The sequence below is a fragment of the Pseudomonas tensinigenes genome, from assembly GCF_014268445.2.
GTDB lineage: Bacteria > Pseudomonadota > Gammaproteobacteria > Pseudomonadales > Pseudomonadaceae > Aquipseudomonas > Aquipseudomonas tensinigenes.
In genome coordinates this window covers 1,047,501-1,069,977 of record NZ_CP077089.1, presented here as the reverse complement: position 1 = coordinate 1,069,977, position 22,477 = coordinate 1,047,501, and the positions used below count along the sequence as shown (strand labels likewise).

General features: G+C 60.0%; 15 protein-coding genes and 2 rRNA genes (1 of these 17 running past the window's edge). 2 read left to right on the top strand and 15 right to left on the bottom strand.

Features of this window, described 5'->3' with window-relative positions; genetic code table 11:
• Nucleotides 1-8: 8 nt before the first annotated feature.
• Genes HU718_RS04575 through HU718_RS04555 form a run of 5 tightly spaced genes read right to left on the bottom strand, consistent with a single transcriptional unit; the run spans nucleotide 9 to nucleotide 5,418 of the window.
• Nucleotides 9-1,217 carry a beta-ketoacyl synthase N-terminal-like domain-containing protein gene (locus tag HU718_RS04575; RefSeq protein WP_186615877.1) on the bottom strand — a complete coding sequence of 403 codons (1,209 nt, stop codon included), beginning with the start codon at nucleotides 1,215-1,217 and terminating at the stop codon, nucleotides 9-11.
• Nucleotides 1,214-2,509, bottom strand: a complete 1,296-nt coding sequence (locus tag HU718_RS04570; protein ID WP_186615876.1) for a beta-ketoacyl-[acyl-carrier-protein] synthase family protein — start codon at nucleotides 2,507-2,509, stop codon at nucleotides 1,214-1,216. Before HU718_RS04570 ends, HU718_RS04575 begins: the two co-directional genes overlap by 4 nt.
• Nucleotides 2,506-3,564, bottom strand: a complete 1,059-nt coding sequence (locus HU718_RS04565) for a beta-ketoacyl-[acyl-carrier-protein] synthase family protein (protein ID WP_186615875.1) — start codon at nucleotides 3,562-3,564, stop codon at nucleotides 2,506-2,508. Before HU718_RS04565 ends, HU718_RS04570 begins: the two co-directional genes overlap by 4 nt.
• Nucleotide 3,565: 1 nt before the next feature.
• Nucleotides 3,566-4,840: a beta-ketoacyl-[acyl-carrier-protein] synthase family protein gene (locus tag HU718_RS04560; RefSeq protein WP_110718953.1), complete on the bottom strand. Its 1,275-nt coding sequence runs from the start codon at nucleotides 4,838-4,840 to the stop codon at nucleotides 3,566-3,568.
• Nucleotides 4,841-4,848: 8 nt separating this feature from the next.
• Nucleotides 4,849-5,418: an acyl carrier protein gene (locus HU718_RS04555; protein ID WP_150705830.1), complete on the bottom strand. Its 570-nt coding sequence runs from the start codon at nucleotides 5,416-5,418 to the stop codon at nucleotides 4,849-4,851.
• Between the two features lie 512 nt (nucleotides 5,419-5,930).
• Between HU718_RS04555 and HU718_RS04550 the strand changes: the two genes are divergently transcribed.
• Complete coding sequence (locus tag HU718_RS04550; RefSeq protein ID WP_016987264.1) at nucleotides 5,931-6,275, top strand: cupin domain-containing protein; 345 nt, start codon at nucleotides 5,931-5,933, stop codon at nucleotides 6,273-6,275.
• A 163-nt stretch (nucleotides 6,276-6,438) separates the two neighbouring features.
• On the opposite strand, the gene mmsB is transcribed toward HU718_RS04550, so the two are convergent.
• Together mmsB and HU718_RS04540 are read right to left on the bottom strand one after the other, a co-directional pair.
• Nucleotides 6,439-7,341, bottom strand: coding sequence for a 3-hydroxyisobutyrate dehydrogenase (gene mmsB, locus HU718_RS04545; RefSeq protein ID WP_150705829.1), 903 nt, complete (start codon nucleotides 7,339-7,341; stop codon nucleotides 6,439-6,441).
• Nucleotides 7,342-7,351: 10 nt separating this feature from the next.
• A complete protein-coding gene (locus HU718_RS04540) occupies nucleotides 7,352-8,878 on the bottom strand; it encodes a CoA-acylating methylmalonate-semialdehyde dehydrogenase (protein ID WP_186615874.1) in 1,527 nt (508 codons plus the stop codon).
• 149 nt (nucleotides 8,879-9,027) lie between these two features.
• Between HU718_RS04540 and HU718_RS04535 the strand changes: the two genes are divergently transcribed.
• Entirely contained in the window at nucleotides 9,028-9,975 is a 948-nt protein-coding gene (locus HU718_RS04535) for a LysR family transcriptional regulator (protein ID WP_186615873.1), read from the top strand.
• On the opposite strand, the gene yfiB is transcribed toward HU718_RS04535, so the two are convergent.
• The 8 genes from yfiB to HU718_RS04495 form a co-directional block, all read right to left on the bottom strand.
• Entirely contained in the window at nucleotides 9,972-10,466 is a 495-nt protein-coding gene (gene yfiB, locus HU718_RS04530) for an outer membrane lipoprotein YfiB (protein ID WP_095119590.1), read from the bottom strand. The two genes, HU718_RS04535 and yfiB, sit on opposite strands and share 4 nt — an antisense overlap.
• A gap of 5 nt (nucleotides 10,467-10,471) precedes the next feature.
• Nucleotides 10,472-11,740 (bottom strand): diguanylate cyclase DgcN/YfiN, encoded by a 1,269-nt coding sequence (dgcN, locus tag HU718_RS04525; RefSeq protein ID WP_186615872.1) that lies wholly within the window; start codon nucleotides 11,738-11,740, stop codon nucleotides 10,472-10,474.
• Nucleotides 11,737-12,312, bottom strand: coding sequence for a regulatory sequestration protein YfiR (gene yfiR, locus HU718_RS04520; protein ID WP_186615871.1), 576 nt, complete (start codon nucleotides 12,310-12,312; stop codon nucleotides 11,737-11,739). The genes dgcN and yfiR overlap by 4 nt, the downstream gene beginning before the upstream one ends.
• Nucleotides 12,313-12,431: 119 nt before the next feature.
• Complete coding sequence (recD, locus tag HU718_RS04515; protein ID WP_186615870.1) at nucleotides 12,432-14,540, bottom strand: exodeoxyribonuclease V subunit alpha; 2,109 nt, start codon at nucleotides 14,538-14,540, stop codon at nucleotides 12,432-12,434.
• Nucleotides 14,537-18,226 (bottom strand): exodeoxyribonuclease V subunit beta, encoded by a 3,690-nt coding sequence (gene recB, locus HU718_RS04510; protein WP_186615869.1) that lies wholly within the window; start codon nucleotides 18,224-18,226, stop codon nucleotides 14,537-14,539. The genes recD and recB overlap by 4 nt, the downstream gene beginning before the upstream one ends.
• The gene (recC, locus tag HU718_RS04505; protein ID WP_186615868.1) at nucleotides 18,223-21,675 is read right to left on the bottom strand and encodes an exodeoxyribonuclease V subunit gamma; all 3,453 of its coding nucleotides are present in this window, start codon (nucleotides 21,673-21,675) and stop codon (nucleotides 18,223-18,225) included. Before recC ends, recB begins: the two co-directional genes overlap by 4 nt.
• A gap of 153 nt (nucleotides 21,676-21,828) precedes the next feature.
• Nucleotides 21,829-21,944, bottom strand: a 5S ribosomal RNA gene (rrf, locus tag HU718_RS04500).
• A 171-nt stretch (nucleotides 21,945-22,115) separates the two neighbouring features.
• Nucleotides 22,116-22,477, bottom strand: a 23S ribosomal RNA gene (locus HU718_RS04495); it runs 2,532 nt beyond the window's last position.

Below are 22,477 nucleotides of genomic sequence, written 5' to 3'. Positions count from 1 at the left end.
GCCGACGGTCAGTCGGCCGCGTGAAATTCGAGTTGGTAACCGGTGCTGAAACCGTTGTCGTCGCGGTTGATCACCAGGCAATCGTGGAGCACGGCATCGCGCGGCCCGCCGATCACGAACGGCAGGTGCGCAGCCACAGGTTGTTCCAGACCACTGACCGGCGGGATGCTTTGCGCCTGCAACGCCTGCCTGGCGAGAATCAGATCAACCAGGCTCGGCGCACCGCTGAGAATGCCGGTCAGTGCTGTGCTGCTGGTGATGTGTGCGGCGCCGGTTCGTGCCAGGGTGCGAGCCAGATCGGCATCCTTGTGCGGATCGCCAGTGGCGCTGCTGACCAGCAGATCCACTTGTTTATCCGGCAGGTTCAGCGAATCCAGACGAGGGTGGGCGAACAGTGCTGTCAGGCAGGTTTTCGGGCCCGCCGGCAGATCATCGGCGCGGCGCAGTACCAGCGCCGCCGCACCTTCGCCGGCAATGCCGCCACTGCCTTGGCGATCAAAGGCACGCAGGCTTGGCGAACCGTCGGTGCTGATCACCCCCGCCTCGGCCAGTGCGGCAAGCGCCAGCGGATCCAGTTCACTGCCGGCGCCCACCACAATGGCTGCGTCGATCCGACCGCTTTGCAACGCCGCGCAGGCCTCGCGCAGCGCCGCCAAATTGCCGGCCACGCCTTGCATGTAGGCGTTGCATTCGCACTCAAGCTTCAAGGCCAGACTGACGACGCCGAGCAAACCGTTGCTCAGGCTCTTGAGCACCAGGAACGGATCGAGTGCGCGCTCCTGCAACACGCGTTTGGCCAGACGCTGCATGTCGGCACCAGTCTCGGTCTGACACTCGTGCAGCAGTTCGCCGTAAGACGCGAGCGACGGATGGGTGTAACCGCCCTGGCAGCAATAGAGACCAAAACGCACGCTGTCGCGGCCCGGTTCAAGCCCGGCTTCTGCCAACGCCTGGCGCACCGCACTGACACCCCAGATCACCGCCGGCGGACAGTAACGCTGGAGGTTTTGCGCAACGTCCTGACGGCTACGTTGATGATCTCGATCAGCGATGTGTCCGAATGCAGTGACCCGCTCGCTGTGGAACAACGACGAGTTCAGGGGCGAGATCGCGCTACGCCCTTCGCGGGCCGCCGACCAGAAACCCTCAACGCCCCAGCCGGTGGGCAACACACAGCCGCTGCCGGCGATCGCGACAGGTACAGTGGCAACAGTCATTGTCCGTGCTCCCGATATTTGCCAAGGGCCAGCGAGGTATTGAGGCCACCGAAACCGAAGGAATTACTCAGCGCGTAATCCACTCGGCGGCTGACCGCCTGACCGGCGCAGTAATCCAGATCGCACTGTTCGTCGGCGTCATGCAGGTTCACCGTTGGCGTGACCAGATCGTTGAGGCAGGCCAACGCGGTGACGATGCATTCAGGGGCGCCAGCGGCTGCGATCAGGTGACCGAACTGTGATTTGTTGGCGCTGACCGCCAAGGCTTGATAATGCTTGTGCTCGGCGAACACACTTTTGATCGCCAGGGTTTCGGCAACGTCGTTGAGCGGTGTCGAAGTGCCGTGGGCGTTGATCAGATCGATCTGCTGCGGGCGTAGCCCGGCGTCGTCGAGCGCGGCCTGCATCGCCAGTGCCGCACCGCGTCCTTCGGGTTGCGGTGCGGTGACTTTGTAGGCGTCCAGACTGCTGCCGAAACCCAACACCTCGGCATACGGCGTGGCGCCACGGGCCAAGGCATGTTCGAGGCTTTCCAGCACGACGAAACCACCGCCCTCGCCGGCAATCAGACCGCTGCGATCACGATCGAACGGGCGACACAGATCCGCGCCCCAGCGTTGCTCGCCCGAAGCGGCACCCAACAGATACAACGCCGCCATGGTGTCGAGGTTGAGCACCGAGTCGGCGCCACCCGCCAGCGCAACGCTGACTTCTCCGCGACGAATCATCTGAAAGGCATTGCCAATGGCTTGCGAAGCACCGGCACAGGCACTGCTGATGTTGATCACCGGCCCTTCACAGCCCAGGTCGTCGGCGATTACCCGCGCCAGACGGTCGTTGCTCTGGCGTAGCGAGCCATCGGCATTCACTTGCCCGGCCCGCGACATCAGGTATGACCAGCTCGGGGTGCCGCCATTCGGGGCTTCGGTCAGCAGCATGTCGGCGAGCATGTGCTGCGGTGCGCCCGAGGCACACAGCACCGCTGCGCCCAGCAACTGTTCAGGCTGCAAGCCGCTGTCGTTGACGGCTTGCGTGGCGGCGACCCAGCCAAAGCGGCTGCGCTTTTCCAGCGGCATCGTCCAGGCCGGATGGCTGTGCAGTTTTTCCGGCAACAGGCGCATGTCGACAGGCGCTGCATAACGCACCGCGAACGACGCCTCTTGCACGTCGTCCGGCTGCCATGGCCGCACGCAATGTTCGGCGCCGAGCATTTTTTCCCAGAGGGTCTGCCATTCGAAACCGAAACCGGTGACGGCGCCCATGCCGGTGATCACAATCCGTGTCGCACTCATGCGTGCTTCTCCATGGTTTCACTGGCCAACAGCAATGCGCCCCAGTGACCGGCGCGAGTGTGGCTGACAAGCAACGTGTAGCCCGGCGTCGCCGCGACTTCACAGCTCAGGTGCAGTGTCAGTGCGACTTCTGTCAGCAAACCGCTGGCGCCCAGTTCACCGGTCATGGCGCGGGTGCTGCGAATCTCGCGCGGGAAGGCTTCGAGCAGCTTCATCACTTGCCCGTCAGCGCAATTGCCGACGATATGCTCGACGTCGCCGACCCGCAGTTTCTCGACACTCAGGACTTGGTCGATCACGCGCCGACCCACCGCCACAGACCGTTGCGGATCGGTGCTGTAACCACGGGCAAACCCGGCGATGCGCACGGCGTGTGCCGCACCCGGCGGCGGTGTCGACGCCAGCAACAGCGCGGCGGCGCCCTCACCGAAAATCGCTTCGTTCGCCTGATCGGGCTCGCGCAGATACAGGGCCGGGGTCAGGTTCGGGCTGCTGCTGACCACCAACGCGGCGTCGGCATGTCGCTCGCCAATCTGCTGGCAAGCTTCGATCAGCGCATCCAGCCCGGCGTTGTCCTGAGAACAAAATCCACCCATTGGCCCATGGCAATTCAATGCTTCAGCCACATAGGCCATGACGCTGCTGTTGAGCAGGGTCAGCGCATGCAGGGGCGGTGTGTTGGCCAATAACTGCGCCAGTTGTTTTTGCGGCTGTTCGATGATCGCCTGCACCGCATCCCAGCAAGGACTCGGCGCGTCGACTTCAGGAATGGCCGCTGTCAGGGCAATGCGTGACGCGGGCAATTGCAGCGCCGACAGCGCTGGCGCCAGCCGTGCGGCGCAATGCAACAGGCGCAAGCCCTGCGGTTCGACGCTGCGCTGGATCTTGCGATCAAACAGGTCACTGGCCAGTCGCGGCACCGGTAATGCAAACGCCTGACGCTGTGCGTCAAATGCCAGCGGTTGCGCCGCACAGGGTGTGCCGAGCAAGTCAGCGCATTCACTGCCTGCCACATTCAGCACCGCTGCGGCATTGAGATAGATGGCTCGGTTCATCTCATGCCCTCCCCAAAACCAGCGAGCTGTTGATGCCGCCAAAGCCGAACGAGTTGGACATCACCACGTTGATCGACTGGCGCACCGGCTCGCTCAAGAACTTCAGCGAAGGGTATTCGGCACGCTCGGGGTCGTAATTCAGGGTGGGCAACAGCACACCGTCACGCAGACTCATCAGCGACAGCACCGCTTCGATCGCGCCACTGCCTGCCAGGGAATGACCGATGGCGGACTTGTTGGCGGTGAAGGTCATGAAATCTTGGCAGCCGCCAAACAACCGCTGCAGCGCCAACGCTTCACAACTGTCATTGGCCTGTGTGGAGGTGCCGTGGGTGTTGACGTGTTGCACGGCGCTGCGCAGCAGCCCGGCGTCTTCGATTGCTGCTTCCATGCATTCCTCGTATTTACTGCCGTCGCGACTGCTGGAGGTCATTTTCTGCGCCTCGCAGACATTCGCGTAACCCAACACTCGGCCCAGTGGCGCAGCCTTGCGCCGCTGCGCGTGTTCAGCGGATTCGAGAATGACCATCGCCGAGCCTTCGCTGAGGACAAAACCGCTACGGTCGGGCATGAACGGGCGGCTCTGTTCGCTCGCCGGCAAGTCGGCCTGACAGAGCGCGCCGAGGCTGTTGAACATGTAATAAGGCAGTTCGTTGGCCATCAGTTCGACGGCGCCGCAAATAGCCAGATCGATCTCTCCGCGCTCGATGGCCCGGTAAGCACTGCCGATGGCCATGGTGCCGGCGGCACAGGCATCGGAATGGGTCGAGATGTGATCGCGAATGCCGAGCCGATCGGCCAGGTGTTGCGTCTGTTGATCGACCCGCCGGGTGAAGGTCGCGCTGGAAGGTGCCGGACTGTCCAGCAGACGGTCGAGGTCGACGCGTCCGGCCTTATCCATGCAACGGCTGAGCCGCTGCAGATCATGGCTGTCGGCACAGTACTTGTTGGCGCCCAGAAACAGACCGCTGCGACTGTGGGCAAAGTCTGCCGGCGTCAGGCCGGCGTGCTCCAGCGCCTGCCGGGCGACGTACTCGGCCAGCACACTTTGTCGCGGGTGCAGCGCCGCATTGCCGCCGAAACCGGCACCGATCTGCTGCCACTGCGCGTCATCAATAAACCCGGCAGCGCTGTTGCTGAATCCCAACGCCTTGAACCGAGGATGTTCGCGGACACAGGATTGCTTCCGGCAAATCCGCTCGAACAACGTGGCAGCGTCCAGCGCCATGGGCGCCACCAGACCGAACCCGCTCACATAGACTTCTCGTGCCCGCATGAGAACTCCTACACCGCTTCTTTGGCGTGAGTGGCGACAAACTGCTCAACCAATTGACGCGACACTTCATCGCCATCCGCCGGCACCAGACGCGCACTGCACACGCCGCAGACCACTTGTTGGCGCTCGTTCAGAATCGCCTGATGAGCATTGCAATCAGGGCACGTTGCCGGCAGGTAGTTGAAGAGATTGCGGCACTGGTTGGCCCAGTTACGCACGGTGGTCGCGGCGAACACCTGAGCCGGTTGCATGCCCGCCTTCAGTTGATCCGGGGTGTAGGCGCTCAGGCTTTGCTCAAGCAGGCTTTTGCCGCTTTCGGTAATGCGACCGTTGGCGAGAAATTCGCTGGCATCACCGCAAACCGCCACTGCATGGTCGAGCACGCTGGTTTTCGGCAGTGTGCAGCCATATTGGCGGCCCAGCTGGAAGCTCAGGTCGACGATGTCCAGCGAGTCGGCACCGAGGTCTTCGACAATGCTGCTGTTTTCTTCGATGTCATTCGCATCCATCACCAACAGCTGTGCGAGGATTTCGCGAGTGCTGGCAACGACATGTTCCAAGTCCAATGGATTGTTCATTTCTATCTCCCTATATGTCGTGACTACTTCATGAATTCGACTTATGAAAAGTAACTTTTCCCACAGCAACTTCTCACGCGGCGGGAATCTAAACTCTGCCCTTAAGGGGAGAGTCAACGAACTATTCAAGGTTTTTTTACAAGTCGAAAAAAGTCTGCAAAACCCCACAGACGCCGCACCTCCTTGGTGCGGTGAACGACTTATTTACTTAACAAAGACGGGGTAAGGTGGGGCGCCCGCGGTATCAGGCAGGCCGACTATCGAAAGCAACTAAGGAAGCAACGGAACAGACGTACTAAAAGTAAAAACCAGACAAGTAAAATAGTTATAACTTCATAACCTTTGTTTTAGGTCAGTACTGACGTTAATTGAATTTGCTGGAAGGTTTACTCCCCCATCCGTAAAACCTGGCAGCGTTTATGGATATCTGAATGTCGAACACAGACATCTGGGCCAAGGCGCGGCGCTATAGGGTGCAGCTTCCGTTTGATCGCCTTGTCTGGAGCCGACACATGACCGCCCCTATCACCGTTCTACGCGACACCCATCCGCTGCCGGTACTCGATGCCTGCAAATGGGAAAAACTCGAAGGCGACCCGCACACCGTCAACCTCAACGCCTACACCAGCGAAGACGGCAGCAAGATCATGGGCACGTGGATCTGCACGCCGGGCAAGTGGCGCGTTGAATACGTGAAGTGGGAATACTGCCATTTCCAGGAAGGCTACTGCGTAATCACCCCGGACGGCATGGCGCCGATTCATCTGCGTGCTGGCGATATCTTCGTGATTGAGCCGGGCATGAAGGGCACGTGGGAAGTGGTCGAGACCGTGCGCAAATATTTCGTGTTTGCCTGATGCAAAAAAGCCGGGAGATCACCCGACGTGATTTCCCGGCAAACAATGTCTGATATACGCAAATCCCCTGTGGGAGCGAGCCTGCTCGCGAAAGCGTACGGTCAGTCACTTCGTAGTTGAAGCGACCGCCGTCATCGCGGGCAGGCTCGCTCCCACAATTTGTTCAGCGCTGTCCTTCTATTGCAGGCTTGCGATAGCTGTTGATGATCGCCGAGAAATCCTTCCCGCCATCCCCACGCTGACTCATCGCCTGATACAACTGCTGCGCCACCGCGCCGAGCACCACCGGTTGATGCGCCTGACGCGCCGCTTCGGTCGCCAAGCCCAGATCCTTGAGCATCAGCTCGGCACCAAAACCACCGGTATAACCGCGCGATGCCGGCGCCGTTTCAACAATCCCCGGCCACGGATTGTACATCTCCGAACTCCAGCAACGCCCGGTCGAGCTGTTGATGATCCCGGCCAGCACAGTCGTGTCGATACCCAGCGCATCACCCAGTGCCATCGCCTCGCTGACGCCGACCATCGAGATCGCCAGCAGCAGGTTGTTGCAGATCTTGGCGATCTGCCCGGTGCCGACTTCACCGCAATGCACAATGTTGCGACCCATCTGCGCCAGCACCGGTTGCAGGGTGGCGAACAGTTCCGGGGTGGCGCCAACCATAAAGGTCAGCGTGCCGGCGGTCGCACCGCCCGTGCCGCCGGAGACCGGTGCATCGGCCATGGCCACGCCTTGTTTCGCCGCAGCGGCCGCTACATCGCGGGCCGTCTGCGGATCGATGGTGCTGCAATCCACCGCTGGAACAGCTTGGCGAATGCCAGCCAGCACACCGTCCTCACCGAGCCAGACGCTGCGCACATGCACAGCCGCCGGCAGCATGGTGATTACCAGTTCGGCGTCTTCGGCGGCTTCACGGGCCGAAGCGCGAATGTTGCCACCCAGTTGCTCCAGTTCTGCCAGCACGGTTTTATTCAGATCGACCAGATTCAGCGAGTGGCCAGCCTTGATCAGGTTGCGCGCCATCGGCGCGCCCATGTTGCCCAGACCGATAAATGCGATTTTCATGATCGATTCCTCAGCGCAGGTTGATGGTGGTGTTCACGCCGTCGTTGACGCTGTCATCATCGAACCAGCGCGCCGTGACCGTTTTGGTCTGCGTGTAGAACTGCACCACTTGCTTGCCGTACGGGCCGAGGTCGCCGAGTTTCGAACCGCGCGAACCGGTGAAGCTGAAGAACGGCACCGGCACTGGAATCGGGATATTGATGCCGACCTGGCCAACGTCGATTTCAGTCTGGAACTTGCGCGCCGCTGCACCGCTCTGGGTGAACAGGCCGGTGCCGTTGCCGAACGGGTTGGCGTTGACCAGCGCAATCGCCTGATCAAGGGTGTCGACTTCCAGCACCACCAGCACCGGGCCGAAGATTTCCTGGGTATAGATCTGCATGTCGGTGGTCACGCCCGAGAACAGGGTCGGGCCGACAAAGTTGCCTTGCTCGTAACCCGGCACCTTGATGTCGCGACCGTCCAGTTCCAGCTTGGCGCCTTCCTTGATGCCGCTTTCGATCAGATCGAGAATTCGTGCCTTGGCTTTCTTCGAGATCACCGGGCCGACATCGGTGCCCGGCTCGTTACCGGCGTTGACGGTGAGTTTCTGCGCCAGCGCTTTCAGATCCGGCAGCCATTGTTTCGCCGCGCCGACCAACACCACCACCGAAGTGGCCATGCAACGTTGCCCGGCCGCACCGAAACCGGCGCCGACCAGCGCATTCAGCGCTTGTTCGCGATTGGCATCGGCCAGCACCACGGCGTGGTTCTTCGCGCCCATCATCGATTGCACGCGTTTGCCGTGCTTGCCGGCCAGGTCATAAACGTGGGTGCCAACCGCAGTCGAGCCGACGAAGGACACGGCTTTGATGTCCTTGTGCGTGCACAGGCCATCGACCACGTCTTTACCGCCGTGAACCACGTTCAACACGCCCGCCGGAACGCCGGCCTCGATCGCCAGTTCGACCAGCAACATGGTCGACAGCGGATCCTGTTCCGAAGGCTTCAAGACGAAGGTGTTGCCGCAGGCGATGGCCATCGGGAACATCCACAGCGGAATCATCGCCGGGAAGTTGAACGGCGTGATGCCGGCGCATACGCCGATCGGCTGGCGCAGGGTGTAAGTATCAACGCCGCCGGCGACGTTTTCGGCAAATTCGCCCATTTGCAGGCTGCCGATGGAGCAGGCGTGCTCGACCACTTCCAGGCCACGGAAAATATCGCCCTCGGCGTCGGCAATGGTTTTGCCCTGCTCGGCACTGAGGACCACGGCAATGCGTTTGGAGTGTTCGCGGATCAGCGCTTGCAGCTTGAGCATGATGCGCATGCGTGCGCCGATCGGGGTCAGTTTCCAGGCCTGGAAGGCGCGCTGGGCGGCGCTGACGGCAGCATCGACTTCAGCGGCGGTAGCGAACGGGACTTTGGCCAGCACTTGCTGGGTCGCCGGGTTGACGATGTCGTGCCATTCGGTGGTCTGCGACTCGACCCATTCGCCGTCGATCAGCAGCTTGACCTTCTGGACCGTGGTGTCGTTGGGCGTAAGCGATGCGTTCATGCTGGTCTCCGAAACTTGTTTTTATCGTAGGAGCCAAGGCGAAAGGTTCGCCTTGAGATGAGGCGTGTGTCACGAATTGGTTGTCGGACTGTTTTTGGAGTATAGATGTGCAAACTTCTAATAAGAACGCACATATAAGCCCGTCCATCATGCAAAAAAACATCACCTCTCTAGGCTCGCTGAACTGGGACGACCTCAAGTTTTTCCTTGAAGTCGCCCGCACCCGCAAGGCCAGCACCGCCGCCAAACGGCTGGCTGTCGACTACACAACCGTTTCGCGGCGCATCAGTTCGCTGGAAGCGGCACTCGGTACGCTGTTGTTTGAAAAGTCGCGCACCAGCGGTTTCGTGCTGACCAGCGAAGGTCAGCGCTTGCTCGGTTATGCCGAGTCGATCGAAAGCACATTGCACATGGCCTGCGAGCAGGTGTCAGGTTCCGGTGTGGCACTCTCCGGGCATGTGCGCATGGGTTGCACCGAAGGTTTCGGCAGTTTTTTCATCACCCCGCAGCTAAGCCATTTCGTCGACGCCTACCCGGCGATCTCGGTGGACATCCTGCCGCTGCCGCACTTCATCAGCCTGTCCAAGCGCGAGGCCGATATCGTCATCGCCCTGGAACGGCCGGAACACGGGCCGTACGTGTGCTGCAAACTCTGCGACTACCGCTTGCAGCTCTACGCGACCCAGGAATATCTCGACAAACACCCACCGATCCGCCGCCCGGCAGACTTGGGCAAGCATCAATTCATCAGTTATGTGGATGACCTGGCGTTCAGCTCGGAGCTGCTCTACCTGGCGAACGTGCTGCCCGGCGCCAGCGCCAACTTGCGCAGCACCAGCGTGATCGCGCAATTCGTCGCGGCGCAGCAAGGGCGCTCACTGGCGATTCTGCCGTGCTTCCTCGCCGCGCAGGATCCGCGCCTGCTGCCCGTGTTGCCGGAGGAAATCGATATTACCCGGCAGTTCTGGATGTACTGCCGGGAGGATCTGAGGAAGTTGAAACGGATCACTTTGTTGTGGGATTACATTCGTGAGGTGACCGAGCGTAATCAGGGTCTGCTAATGGGGCAAACCCGCGAGATGCAGTTCGCCGACTAGTCGGCGCTGACCACAATCGAAACCCGGCGGTTTTCGGTGCGACCGGCCGCCGTATCGTTGGACGCCACCGGTTCTTTGCTACCCAGGCCTTGCAACTGGATGTTCTCTTGTTTCATACCAACCGTGCCCAGCACGTTGGCGACACTTTTCGCACGGCGCAGGGACAGTTGCTGGTTGTACGTCTCTTTGCCCGATGCGTCGGTGTGGCCATCGACGCGCACGCGCTCGATGCCGACACCCAGCAGGGCCTTGCCGATGCGTTCGACGATCTCGGTGCTTGGCTGGTTCAGGCTTTCGACGTCGCTGCCAAACAGCACTTTGCCGGACAGGCCAAACTCCCAGCCCTCGTCAGTCAGTTCAAAGCCCTGTTGTTTGAGGACCGCGACTTGCGCCGGGGTCAGGCCTTTTTGCGGGGCGGTCTGGCAACCGGTCAGGGCCAGTACGGCCATCAACAGCACAGCGTAAAAAGATCGAATGGACAGTGTGAACACGAGAGTCAGCTCCTGGTTTGAACGGAATCGACCAGGTGCTCCGCCCCGGCCGTGAATTGGGCGCCGCGCGACAGACGCTTGGCTTGATACATCGCCGCATCGGCGGCATCGAGCAAGGCCCCCGGCGTGACACCATGATCGGGAAAAACCGCAATGCCGATACTGAGCGAGGTCACGACACTGGTGTCGCCCGGCAGCGCGATGGGCATGTCCATGCTGGCGAGGATCTTGTCGGCAATGCGCTCGGCATCTTCGACCTTGTGCAGCGGCGTGAGCAGAACAGCGAACTCGTCACCGCCCAGCCGCGCCACCAGATCCTCTTCGCGCAATTGCGCACGAACGCGGTTGGCCACCGCCACCAGCACCGCATCACCCGCCGCGTGGCCAAAGTTGTCGTTGATGCCTTTGAAGCGGTCACTGTCGAGAAACAACACGGCAACACGTTCATCGTGTTTGCTGGCATTGCGCAACGCGCGGATCAAGCGCCCTTCGAAAAACGCTCGGTTCGGCAGACCGGTCAGGCTGTCGTGACTGGCCTGGTGAGCGAGGGTTTCGTTTTCGTTTTGCAGGTGGGTTTGCCACGACTCCAGTTCATCGAGCAAGGCGTTGAAGTCATTGCCGAGGTTGTCGAGTTCGGCGATCTGCGCTGGCGGCACGCGGCGATCCAGCGCTCGTTCGCTGCGCGCGGCGTGGGCCACATTCGCCAGACTGCGCAGAGGACCGGTAATCGCGCGTAACTGCCGGCGCGCCAGGTAGAGCGCCACCCAGGCGCTGATAGCGGTACAGAGAATGATCCCCGCCAGACCGCTGAGCAGAAAGCGCATCAGGCTGCCACCATGGCCGGTGAGCAGCACACGACCGATTTCACGGTCCTGATGCTCGATCGGCAGGCTGATGGGTTTTTCCAGGAGGGCGCGGGTGATCTGCATTTCCAGCTCAGAGAACAAACCGTTTTCCGGGCGTTGCCAATGCGCGAGCAGTTGCCCTTGGCTGTCCAGCACCTGGGCGTCAGCGACCTCTTCGGAGGAAGCAATCAGCGCCAGCGATTCATTGGCGGCCGACTTGTCGTTGAACACCACCGCGGCTTCCACGGTGTAGCTGATCGAACGGGCGATCAAGTGCAGGTTGTGATCGGCGTACACCCGTAATGCCAGTACGCCGAGCAACGTCAGCGAAACACTGGCCATCGCCACGCCCACCAGCGCGACCGTCAAATGCCCTCGGCCAATGACCGAACCCAGCGTTGGGCGGCTATTCGATCTGAACAGGTTCATGGCGCCGCCGATTTGCGACGCGACAATTGCAGCACGCTGGGGTGAATGCGCACGCCGCTACGGGCAACGGAGTCGAGATTGACCTCGAAGGACACTTGCTCATCGCCAACGCGCAGACAGAACAGGCTACCGACCGTGCATTGATCGCCACCTTCACTGATGCTCAGTACTGGATGACCAATCAGCGAAGCGAACAAGCGAGTGCGTTCATCGGGCGTGAGTTTGCCGATGTACACCGCATCGCATTCGCTGACGATGGCCGGGTTGTCGGCCAGCAGGCGACGTACGGCGACCGGCCGGCCGGTGGCTTGCGTGGTGCCTTTGACCAGGTCGTCGGTGTATTCGGTGGGGCCGACGATGCACAGGCGCAATTGCGCCGGCTCAACCGGCCAGCGCGCGTAGCTGAGAATGCCAAGAACTACCTGCGTGACAGATTTGGCCCGCTGTTCGGCCATGCCTGTCGGCGCTTGTGGTTGCGCGAAAGCCGCACCCGTCAACAACCAGAGCAGAACAACAAGCAACGCGTGCTTGCAGACAACTACGCGCCCTGTCGCCCAGACAGACACCTTCATGCAAGGATTCTCTTGGATCGTAGCGAAATGATGCCGCAACGATAGCACAGCAGTGAAACACCAGCGAGACAGCGACCTCTGACCGGTTGGTCAGTAAACGCCGCCAATCGTCTGGATTTTCACCCCCGAGGCGCGGCGCCCTCCTCCAGTTCCAGCATCAGCCCGCTCAGGCGTTTGACCCTGCGCTGCACCGCTTCTTCAAACACGCCGGAGCGGGATTCGATCAAGGTGAACCAATGTTTAGCCCGGGTAATGCCGGTGTAGATCAGTTCTTTGTTCAGTACCGGGTTCAAGGCATCCGGCAGGATCAGCGCCGTGTGGGCAAACTCCGAGCCCTGGGACTTGTGCACCGTCATGGCGTAGACGGTTTCAACATCGTTGAGGCGGCTTGGCAATACGAAGCGAACGCCGCCCTGGCCGTCGTTGCGCGGGAAAGCCACGCGTAACACCGGTTTGCCTGCGTCAGGGCCTTCACGCTCGGGCAGCTTGAGGGCGATGCCGATATCGCCGTTCATCAAACCCAGACCGTAGTCGTTGCGAGTCATCAATACCGGGCGGCCTTCGTACCATTGCTGATCATTTTCGATCAGACGTGCTTTGAGCAGCGCGGCGGTGATGCGTTGATTCAGACCTTCGACACCCCACGGCCCTTTGCGCACGGCGCACAGCAACTGGAAAGTGTCGAACGCCTGCAAGACTTCACGGGCCCAAATGACCCAGTCCGGATGTTCGAGTGGCCGGCCCGAGGGTGGACGCTGATCACGCAGCACGCTCAGATAATGGCGATAGCCTTGTGGGCCGTCGCCATGCCCCTCCAGCAACAGTCGCTCCAGCGTGTGATCGTGCTCGCCCTTGAGCGGCAGCGAATACACATCGTCATAGTGCCCGGCCGTGAGCAACTGGCGCGCTTCATCCGGCAACTGTTGGTTGACCCGACGCGCGAGCTGACCAATCCCACTGCCCTCGCCGAAGCGCCGGGAGTGGCGCAGCATCACCACTTGCTGGGCCAGCGGGTGGGTGCCATCGACGTCTTCATGCAAGCCACTGTCCTGCAGCGACTCACCGCTGACCGACTCCAGCCACCGTCGGGTCTGCGGGTTGTACCAGCCACTCTCGGCGTCTCGACACAAATCCCCCAGCACCGCGCCGGCTTCCACGGAGGCCAGTTGATCCTTGTCGCCCAGCAAGACCAGTCGTGCATGGGGTGGCAAGGCATCCAGCAGGTTGGCCATCATTTCCAGGTCGATCATCGAGGCTTCGTCGACCACCAGCACATCCAGCGGCAAGCGATTGCCGGCGTGGTGACGGAAGTGTCGGGTGCCGGGACGGCTGCCCAGCAGGCGATGCACGGTGGTGACGTCGCAAGGGATTTTCGCCCGCACCGCTTCGCTGACTTCCAACGACTGCACTTGCTGGCTGATGGACTCGGTCAGCCGCGCCGCGGCCTTGCCCGTCGGTGCCGCCAGACGAATTCGCAGCGGATGACCGGTGGCAACCGCAGGCGCTTGAAGCAGGGCCAGCAAACGCACCACGGTGGTGGTTTTGCCGGTGCCCGGACCGCCGGTGACGATGCTGAAAGCGCCACGAGTTGCGAGGGCGCAGGCGAGTTTCTGCCAGTCGATCACCTCACCCGTTTTCGCTGATCCGAACAGCTCGTTCAAGCGCTGCGGCAGATCGTCCGGCGTCGGCTCGACTTGCTGCAGACGCTGACGCAATGCCGTATCGATGCGCCGCTCGTAGGCCCAGTAGCGTCGCAGATACAGGCGTTTGCCCGCCAACACCAACGGGCGTTGTTGTGCTGAATCGCTGCTATCCGCCGCCAGCGCGATCAGAGAGCTGCCCGCTAGAACCTTGCACCAGTGAGCACCATCGAGCGCCTCGAGCAATTGCGAAGGTAGCAACAAGACACCACCTTGCACGTCCCCTTCGGGGGGCAGCGAAAGAGCGAAGTCGGGCGCTTTCAGGGTTTCATACAGATCGAGACAGACATGACCGTGGCCAAGTTGATGACTGGTCAGGGCAGCAGCAAGCAACACCAGCGGATCCGTGTTGCGTTCAAGTTCGTGCAGGAACCCGACAAACGCTTTGTCCAGCGCACGCAACCAGCCGCGCTCGACCCACCGGGTCAGCAATATCAACAGGTCGTCGGCGCTGGTCAGGGGCGATAACCTCGACAGACTGTCAGCAGCCAGCGGCGTAGGGAGCAGATCGGCAAAGGTGCGGCTCATAGCAGGACTCCCTGTTCCCAGGCGGGCTCGGTCTTGGGTTCGGGTTTGCCTTGGAACATCCGGTCGAGACGCTCGATCAGCTCACGGGGCGGACGTACAAAATAGACACCGCGACTATCGGCGCGAGTACCGCGCAGAAACAGATACAACGCCCCGCCGACATGCCGGTCGTAGTCATAATCAGGCAGCCGGGCCTTGAGCTGGCGATGCAACGCCAGCAGGTACAACACGTATTGCAGGTCATAACGGTTGTCGAGGATCGACTGCTCCATGGCCTGCTCGGTATAGGCCAGATCATCCACGCCGAGCCAGTTGGACTTGTAATCGGCCACGTAGTAACGGCCATTGTGTTCAAAGGTCAGGTCGATGAAGCCTTTGAACATGCCGTTGAGTTGCACTGGTTCTGCCGCCACACGGGCCACGCCCCTGTGAGTGTGCTGACGCACCAGTTCGTCGAGTTTGAGGACATCGACTTTATGGCTGGCGAACCAGAACTCCATCTCGACCCGATATTGCTTCAGTTGCTCAAGAACAACCGGTAGTTGCCCGCCAGCAATCGGCAGTGACGATTTGAGCAGGTGCTGCAGCCAGTCGCTCAGGGTGGTGATCCAGCCTTCCCAGCCACGCAGGTTACAGCGTCGGGCAATCGCATCCTCCAACGCCTCGCGGGTAACGGCAAAGCCGTCATCTCCGGCCCATTCCAGCAAACCGTGAAGAAACGTTCCTGGATTGGGGCCACGAGGAAAGCGATGGATATCGGCGCCACCGGCAATAATTTCTCGCGGGGCGTCGGGATCGAGGCGCTCATCATCGAATAGTTTTTGCGCTTGCGGGCTGTCCGGCGCTTCATCGCTGCCGACACTCAATACGTCGCTGATGCGCAATGCGCTGTAGGAGGCGATCCACCAGTTTTCACTGGCCTTGCGCTTGGGCAACAGCGTGGCGCTCAGCACGGCGTCATTGCGTGGCGGCTGGTAATGCTCGTCGGTGGGTTGCGGCATTTCATCGATGTGGATGGCCGGGCAGTCTTGTTGCAGGTCTTGAAGCCAGCGCTTCAGTTCGCTGGACTCACCCAGAGATACACCACCGCCGAGTAGATAACCCAGTGCCGAAAGGTGCAGCACCGAACTGTTGTTATTGCCGCGTTTGAGGTCCGTTACGCCCAACCAGCAGGCGTGCTGCGCGCGAGTCAGAGCAACGTAGAGCAAGCGCAGGTCTTCAGCCAGACGCTCATCGTCGGCTTGCGCGATCAGCTCGGCAGTCGGCTTGAGGCTAATCTGAGCCTTGCCCTCGGCGTCGTGATAATGCAGTGGCAATCGACTGCCATCCACGGGTTTCGCCGAACAAATGAACGGCAAGAACACCAATGGATATTCCAGACCTTTAGACTTGTGGATGGTCACGACTTTGACCAGTTGCTCGTCGCTTTCCAGACGTAGAATCTGCTCTTCGCCAGCCTGACCGGACACTGCCAGCAGTTCGGCCAAATGACGAATCAGCGCTTGTTCCCCGTCCAGCTCCGCAGCCGCTTGCTGCATCAATTCCGACAGGTGCAAAAGGTTGGTCAGTACACGCTCACCATCTGTGCGTCTCATCAAGGTTTGCGGCAGGTGGAAGTCATGCAGCAGGCGGCGCAACATCGGCAGTACACCTTGTTTGCGCCATAGCTCGCGATAGCCACGGAACTGCATGACCCGGGTTTCCCACACCAGTTCGTCCTGGTTCAGACGTTCCAGCTCTGCCAATGGCAGGTTCAGGGTGATGCAGGCCAGCGCGGCTTTCAGGGAACGTTCGACATCCGGCTCGGCACAGGCCTTGAGCCAGGACAGCAGGTCATGAGCCTCTTGCGCCGCGAAAACCGAATCCTTGTCCGACAGATAAACACTGCGCACGCCGCGGGCGGCGAGTTCACTGCGTACGGCCTGGGCTTCTTTGCCGTCGCGCACGAGAATCGCAATGTCGGACGGCCTCAGACCTCTGAAGTCTTTGCCATCCTGCACGAACCCCGCGTCAGCGCTTTGCCCGCCATTGAGCCGCGCGGTGATTTCGCTGGCGCACGCGGCTGCCAATTGCTGGCGATAGACCACGCCGGACAGTGGCTGGTCGGCAGGCAAATGCCAGATATTCAGCGCCGCGACATCTTGCCCGGCAACTTGCAGTTGTTCCTTGCGACCTTGAGATTCGACAGGAAGAAACGGTACCGGGTTGTCGCCGTTTTTCTCGCGGAACAAAAACGCGCCGCGTCCCTGCTCTCGGGACTCGGCACGTGCGAATACATGATTGACCGCGTTGACCATGCCATGGCTGGAACGGAAGTTAGTGCCCAGTGTATGCAGTCGGCCAGTGGTAGCCTGACGTGCGCGCAGGTAGGTGTAGATGTCTGCACCGCGGAAGGCGTAGATCGCCTGCTTAGGATCACCGATCAGAAACAGGCCGGTCTCGGGGCTATTGTCTTCGATGCGATAGATGCTCTCGAAGATTCGGTACTGCACCGGGTCGGTGTCCTGGAACTCATCGATCAGCGCGACCGGGAACTGCTCGCGAATCAACGTCGCAAGACGTTCTCCACCGTCGGATTGCAAAGCTGCATCAAGGCGCAACAACATGTCGTCGAAGCCCATCTCGGCGCGACGCCGCTTCTCTTCTTCAAAGCGTGCGCCTACCCATTTGGCGGCATGTTGCAGCACAGCGGCATCAGGAGTGGGCAGTGCATCGAGGCTCGACTTGAGTTTCGGCATGGCATCCAGACCCGGGTGGCTCGGGGCCTCACCTTTCCACGCTTCGGCCATGCCGTCGGGGGTCAGTCGGGTGAAACCGGTGCCGATATCCAGTTGCTCCAGAGACTCGTCTTCAGCCCATGCCTTGAGCTTTTCGAACCACGGTTCGAAGTAACGTGCCTGCATTTTGCGCCCGTCGACGGTTTTGCTAGTGACGCCTTGATGACAGATGGCGAGCAACTCGTCTGCCCATTGGCGCCAGGGCATTTTCAGTTCGATCAATGCCGCACGGCGCTCTTGCAGGCACTCCTCGATCAACTCTGCCGGAGCCTTGCCCTCGTCACTGTCGCGCTCACTGGCGAACAGACCGCGCACGCGAGGCAACAACGCTGCTGGCCCACCCCAGTTGCTGCGAACCCAACTCAAGGCATCGCCCTGCATCGGGTAACAGAACAGCCGCCAGTAATCGCGCAACACTTCTCCGAGCAAGTCGCTGTGATCGGTTTCCAGTGTTTGGGTGAACAAGCTGCCGCTGTCGAACGCATGTTCACGGAGCATGCGCTGACACCAACTGTGGATGGTCGAAACAGCGGCCTCGTCCATCCATTGCGCAGCGACATCGAGGCGGTTGGCACAACCGGGCCACTGCTGTGGTTCGAATTGATCGCGCAGCTCAGCAATCAGCCCGTCAGGGGCAGGTGTTTCGTCACGAAAGAATCGAGCTGCCTCAGCCAGACGCGTGCGTATGCGCTCACGCAGTTCCTTGGTCGCGGCATCGGTGAAGGTCACGACGAGAATCTGTGGTGGCAGCAATTCACGACCAAAGCCGCTCGACTCGCCACCGTGCCCAAGAATAAGTCGCAGATACAAAGCTGAGATGGTGAATGTTTTGCCGGTACCGGCACTGGCTTCGATCAACTGACTGCCCTGTAGCGGAAAGGCCAGTGCGAGGGGTGTTTTTGTGCTCATGCGCGAGCCCCTTCAGTGGACAGTGAACGCCATGGTGCTTCAAGCAGAGGGCGATACAACGCGTCGCACCAACCGGAGAATGTTTCATCTGCAAGCAATGCATCGAAGTCGGCGTATTGCCGGGACAACGCGGGGCTCTCACGGCGCTCGCCTTCGCTGGTCTGGCCGTCACCTTCATAGGCTTTACGCGCTGCCGCTTCGGCCTTCAGCGGATCGGTTTGGGAAAGCCACGCAAAAGCGGTTTTTACCGCGATCGGCAGTGGCTGTCGCATGCCTGCCTGCCAAGCGAGGAGCAAGTCACCAAGGAAACGTATCGCTCGTGCTGGCTCCATGGGTTCAAGCAGCAATGTATCGTCGCTGGCGACCAATGCTGTCGTCAGCGAAAGTCCGCTGGCGCAGGCCACCAAATGATTAACCCAAGGTTTGGTCAGCCGATGCCATTTGCGGCTTTTGATTGAGCCGATACTGTTGGGAATGGTCGTGATCGACAACAGGCCTGCGTCAGCGCGCTGGTGCAAACCCGCGAGCCAGCCTTCAAGACGCAAGCCCTGCAATTCAAGGTTGACCGGCATCGCACTGCTCAAAGGGGTAGGCCAGAGTGCCAGCAGTTGTTGATAACGCTGTAGCAAGTCCGGCAAAGGTTCGATCAGCTCACGTTGCAGGCACTCGCCAAACCCGGCCATTGGCAACAGACCACTGTTTTGCAGACGCCGGGCCTGGGCTGTCAGTGCTTGATCGACATTGTCCGGTTGCCTGAGAGCGGCTTCGAGCAAGCTGTCGCTGAGCGTGTAACGCTGTAATGCATCCAGCACGAAGGGTTCTTCGTCGGCTAGCGGCGCTTCGGCAGCCTCGAAATAAACCTTGAGGCGCTGGGTGAAAAAGTGCCGGACCGGGTTGCGTAAAAAGTCCTGCAACAAAGCCAGGCTCAGCGGCTCCTCTTGTACATAAGGGCTGAGTAACTGTGCTTCGCTTTGAGACTCATGCGGTTGATGCAGAACCTGCCATTCACTGGCATAGCTGAACAGGTGATCTCCTTCATGAAAATAGCGCGCACTGAATGGCTGCAGTGGATGCTCTTGCGTAATGGCACTCAGCAGATCGCGATTTTCGTCGAGCAATCGCCAGCCACTTGCGAGGTGATCGCGCAATTGGCCGATCAACACTGAAGCCGGTCGCTCACTGTTATCGCGGATGCTGCGACCAACCCAACTGATGTACAACTGGTTGCGCGCAGACAAAAGCGCTTCAAGCAAAAGATAGCGGTCGTCTTCGCGCCGGGAACGATCTCCCGGGCGGTAGTCGCTACCCATGAGGTCGAAATCCAGCGGCGGCTGCGCGCGGGGATAATCGCCGTCGTTCATACCCAGCAGGCAGACCAGTTTGAATGGAATGGCGCGCATGGGCATCAGCGTACAAAAATTCACGGCGCCGGCCAAAAAGCGCTGAGACAAGCGCCCCTGATCCAGACCCGCGAGCCAGGCTTCACGAACCACAGTCAGTGGTAGCTCATCCGCCAGGCCTACTGCCTCGCACGTTTCCAGCCAGGTCTCACGTAGCTCTTCGAGTTGGGTCAACAAGTAGTCGTCATGCTCGTTGCTGGCTTTGAAGAACAGTTGCATCAGCGCTTGCAATCGATACCCCCACTCCTTGGGTTGAGCAGGCTGAGTGAGCTGTTGATGGGCGAGTTCCAAGGCATCGAGCAGAGCCACCAACGGCCCGATCAGTGCGGCGTCGAGACCGCCGATTTCATCATAAGGTTCGATCCCTTCACACGCTCTGGCGCTGCCAACGGCATAGCCCAGGAGCATGCGGCGCAGACCGAAATGCCAGCTGTTCTGCTCAAGCTCGTCAGGTAAACCCAGACCCGCGCGCTGCTCGGCGTTCATCCCCCAGCGCACGCCGGCACCCTCGATCCAGTGGTGCAGTGTTGGCAGGTCGCGTTCTTCCACACCGAAACGAGCGCGAAGTGCAGGAACGTCAAGCAAATCGAGGATTTCACTGACCGGAAAACGGCTTTCGGGAAGCTTAAGCAGGTGTTCGACTGCGATCAGCAGTGGATCACGACCACGTTGCCCTTGATCCGCCAATGTGAAGGGGATGAACCGCTCGTCCTGCCGGTCAAGCTGACCAAACACCGCGCGGATATGCGGGGCGTAGCTATCGATGTCAGGCACCATTACGATCACATCGCGAGGACGCAAATCCGGGTTGGCACTGAACCGCGCCAGAAGCTGGTCATGCAGTATTTCGACTTCACGCTGAGCGCTGTGGGCAATGTGGAAACGGATCGACTCGTCTTGTACCAGATCGACTACAGGCCAGTGTTCGCGAGTCTCATTGAGTGGGCGCAACTCGAGAATGTCGTCCTGGAGTTGATTGAGCAGATTGTGTGGTTGAGTTTCGCTGAACAGGTCTATGCGGCCGTCGCGGAAAGCCGCCCGATAGCTATTGGGATCGTCATAACTGTCGAGCAGGTTGATGTAGTCCCGACCTTGTTTACCCCATGCAGCCAACAGTGGATGAGCGTGTTGATGCAGTGCATCAGGGTCCAGCACTGTGGGCATTCCAGTCTTGCGCGATTGCCGCTTGTATTGGTGCCGCAGCAAATCCTTGTCGGCGACAATATCGGCCCAGTGGTGGCGGCACGGGTTGTGAACACACAGCAGGACCTGACTGAAACGCGCAAGCCCGGCCAGTGCTTCAAGCACCTGGGCTGGCAGCGAAGAAATACCGAAAACGATCACTCGCGAAGGCAATCCCGCAGGAGCTTCGGCAAGATTGTTGATGCGCTCGATGAACCGTTGGTGAACGCCGGCACGACTCTGTGCCATCCCCTGTTCGCCAACGTCATCCAGCAGCGCACGCCACAGTTCCGCCTGCCAGCAACTGGTCGGGGGCAATGGTTTTACTTCACCTCTGACATTGCGCAACTGATGCCGACCTTCGGCCCAGTCTTCAAGCCAGTCAGCCCGGTACACCTGATACTGGTCGAACAGATCCGCCAATCGTTCGGACAATTGATAACGCTTGCGCAGGTCGGTGTCATGGGTAAGGAAGCGTTGCAACGGCTCGAAATGCGGGCGATCAATGACCTGAGGGAGCAGGCGCATGAGGCGCCAGGTCAGCGGGGCTTTATCGAGCAGGGATTTGGGAGGGATTTCATCTCGCCCCAGTACCATGCGGTACAACTGCCACATGAAACTGCCCGGCAGTTGCACATCAATCGCTGCGGCAATACCGCAACCGCCAAGGTCGTCTTCCTCAGGATCTTCGGCCAAGGCCAATTTTAGCCATTGGGCAATGCCGTTGCTCTGCACCAGAGCTATTTCGTTTTCCAGGGGAGCCAGCGGATAACGCCGCATGATGCTGATCACAAGGCTGCGCAGTTCGTCCAGGCTGTTGCTCTGGACCACCATGAATGCAGCGTTGAGGGACTGAGCGTCCGGCATAAAGGATTCCTTGGAAAGTACGAAAGCCAGGGCAGAACCTTAGCATTGTCGGCAGGTTGTGACAGCCGGACGGCGCCTGTGAATGCTGTAAGAACTTTCCTGCGGGCAAAACAAAACCCCAACTGCTTTCGCAATTGGGGTTTCGGAATTTAATCTTGACGATGACCTACTCTCACATGGGGAAACCCCACACTACCATCGGCGATGCATCGTTTCACTGCTGAGTTCGGGATGGGATCAGGTGGTTCCAACGCTCTATGGTCGTCAAGAAATTCGGGTACTGAGTCGTGGCCAAGTGGCCTCGCTTCAGCAAATTGGGTATGTGATGGCTTTCGGTGTTTTGTGCTGCTTTTTTAAGTGCAGTCGAACTTTCGGTTCGTTTCGTCTTCACACACCGCAATCTGGTGCCTTTTCAGGTCAGCAAATTGCTTGGGTGTTATATGGTCAAGCCTCACGGGCAATTAGTATTGGTTAGCTCAACGCCTCACAGCGCTTACACACCCAACCTATCAACGTCGTAGTCTTCGACGGCCCTTCAGGGAACTCAAGGTTCCAGTGAGATCTCATCTTGAGGCAAGTTTCCCGCTTAGATGCTTTCAGCGGTTATCTTTCCCGAACATAGCTACCCGGCAATGCCACTGGCGTGACAACCGGAACACCAGAGGTTCGTCCACTCCGGTCCTCTCGTACTAGGAGCAGCCCCTCTCAAATCTCAAACGTCCACGGCAGATAGGGACCGAACTGTCTCACGACGTTCTAAACCCAGCTCGCGTACCACTTTAAATGGCGAACAGCCATACCC

Coding starts and splice junctions, on each gene's coding strand:
- HU718_RS04565 (WP_186615875.1), bottom strand. CDS start 3,564: ATGAACCGAGCCATCTATCTCAATGCCGCAGCGGTGCTGAATGTGGCA.
- recC (WP_186615868.1), bottom strand. CDS start 21,675: ATGCCGGACGCTCAGTCCCTCAACGCTGCATTCATGGTGGTCCAGAGC.
- HU718_RS04550 (WP_016987264.1), top strand. CDS start 5,931: ATGACCGCCCCTATCACCGTTCTACGCGACACCCATCCGCTGCCGGTA.
- HU718_RS04535 (WP_186615873.1), top strand. CDS start 9,028: ATGCAAAAAAACATCACCTCTCTAGGCTCGCTGAACTGGGACGACCTC.
- mmsB (WP_150705829.1), bottom strand. CDS start 7,341: ATGAAAATCGCATTTATCGGTCTGGGCAACATGGGCGCGCCGATGGCG.
- HU718_RS04540 (WP_186615874.1), bottom strand. CDS start 8,878: ATGAACGCATCGCTTACGCCCAACGACACCACGGTCCAGAAGGTCAAG.
- recB (WP_186615869.1), bottom strand. CDS start 18,226: ATGAGCACAAAAACACCCCTCGCACTGGCCTTTCCGCTACAGGGCAGT.
- yfiR (WP_186615871.1), bottom strand. CDS start 12,312: ATGAAGGTGTCTGTCTGGGCGACAGGGCGCGTAGTTGTCTGCAAGCAC.
- HU718_RS04560 (WP_110718953.1), bottom strand. CDS start 4,840: ATGCGGGCACGAGAAGTCTATGTGAGCGGGTTCGGTCTGGTGGCGCCC.
- dgcN (WP_186615872.1), bottom strand. CDS start 11,740: ATGAACCTGTTCAGATCGAATAGCCGCCCAACGCTGGGTTCGGTCATT.
- recD (WP_186615870.1), bottom strand. CDS start 14,540: ATGAGCCGCACCTTTGCCGATCTGCTCCCTACGCCGCTGGCTGCTGAC.
- HU718_RS04575 (WP_186615877.1), bottom strand. CDS start 1,217: ATGACTGTTGCCACTGTACCTGTCGCGATCGCCGGCAGCGGCTGTGTG.
- HU718_RS04555 (WP_150705830.1), bottom strand. CDS start 5,418: ATGAACAATCCATTGGACTTGGAACATGTCGTTGCCAGCACTCGCGAA.
- HU718_RS04570 (WP_186615876.1), bottom strand. CDS start 2,509: ATGAGTGCGACACGGATTGTGATCACCGGCATGGGCGCCGTCACCGGT.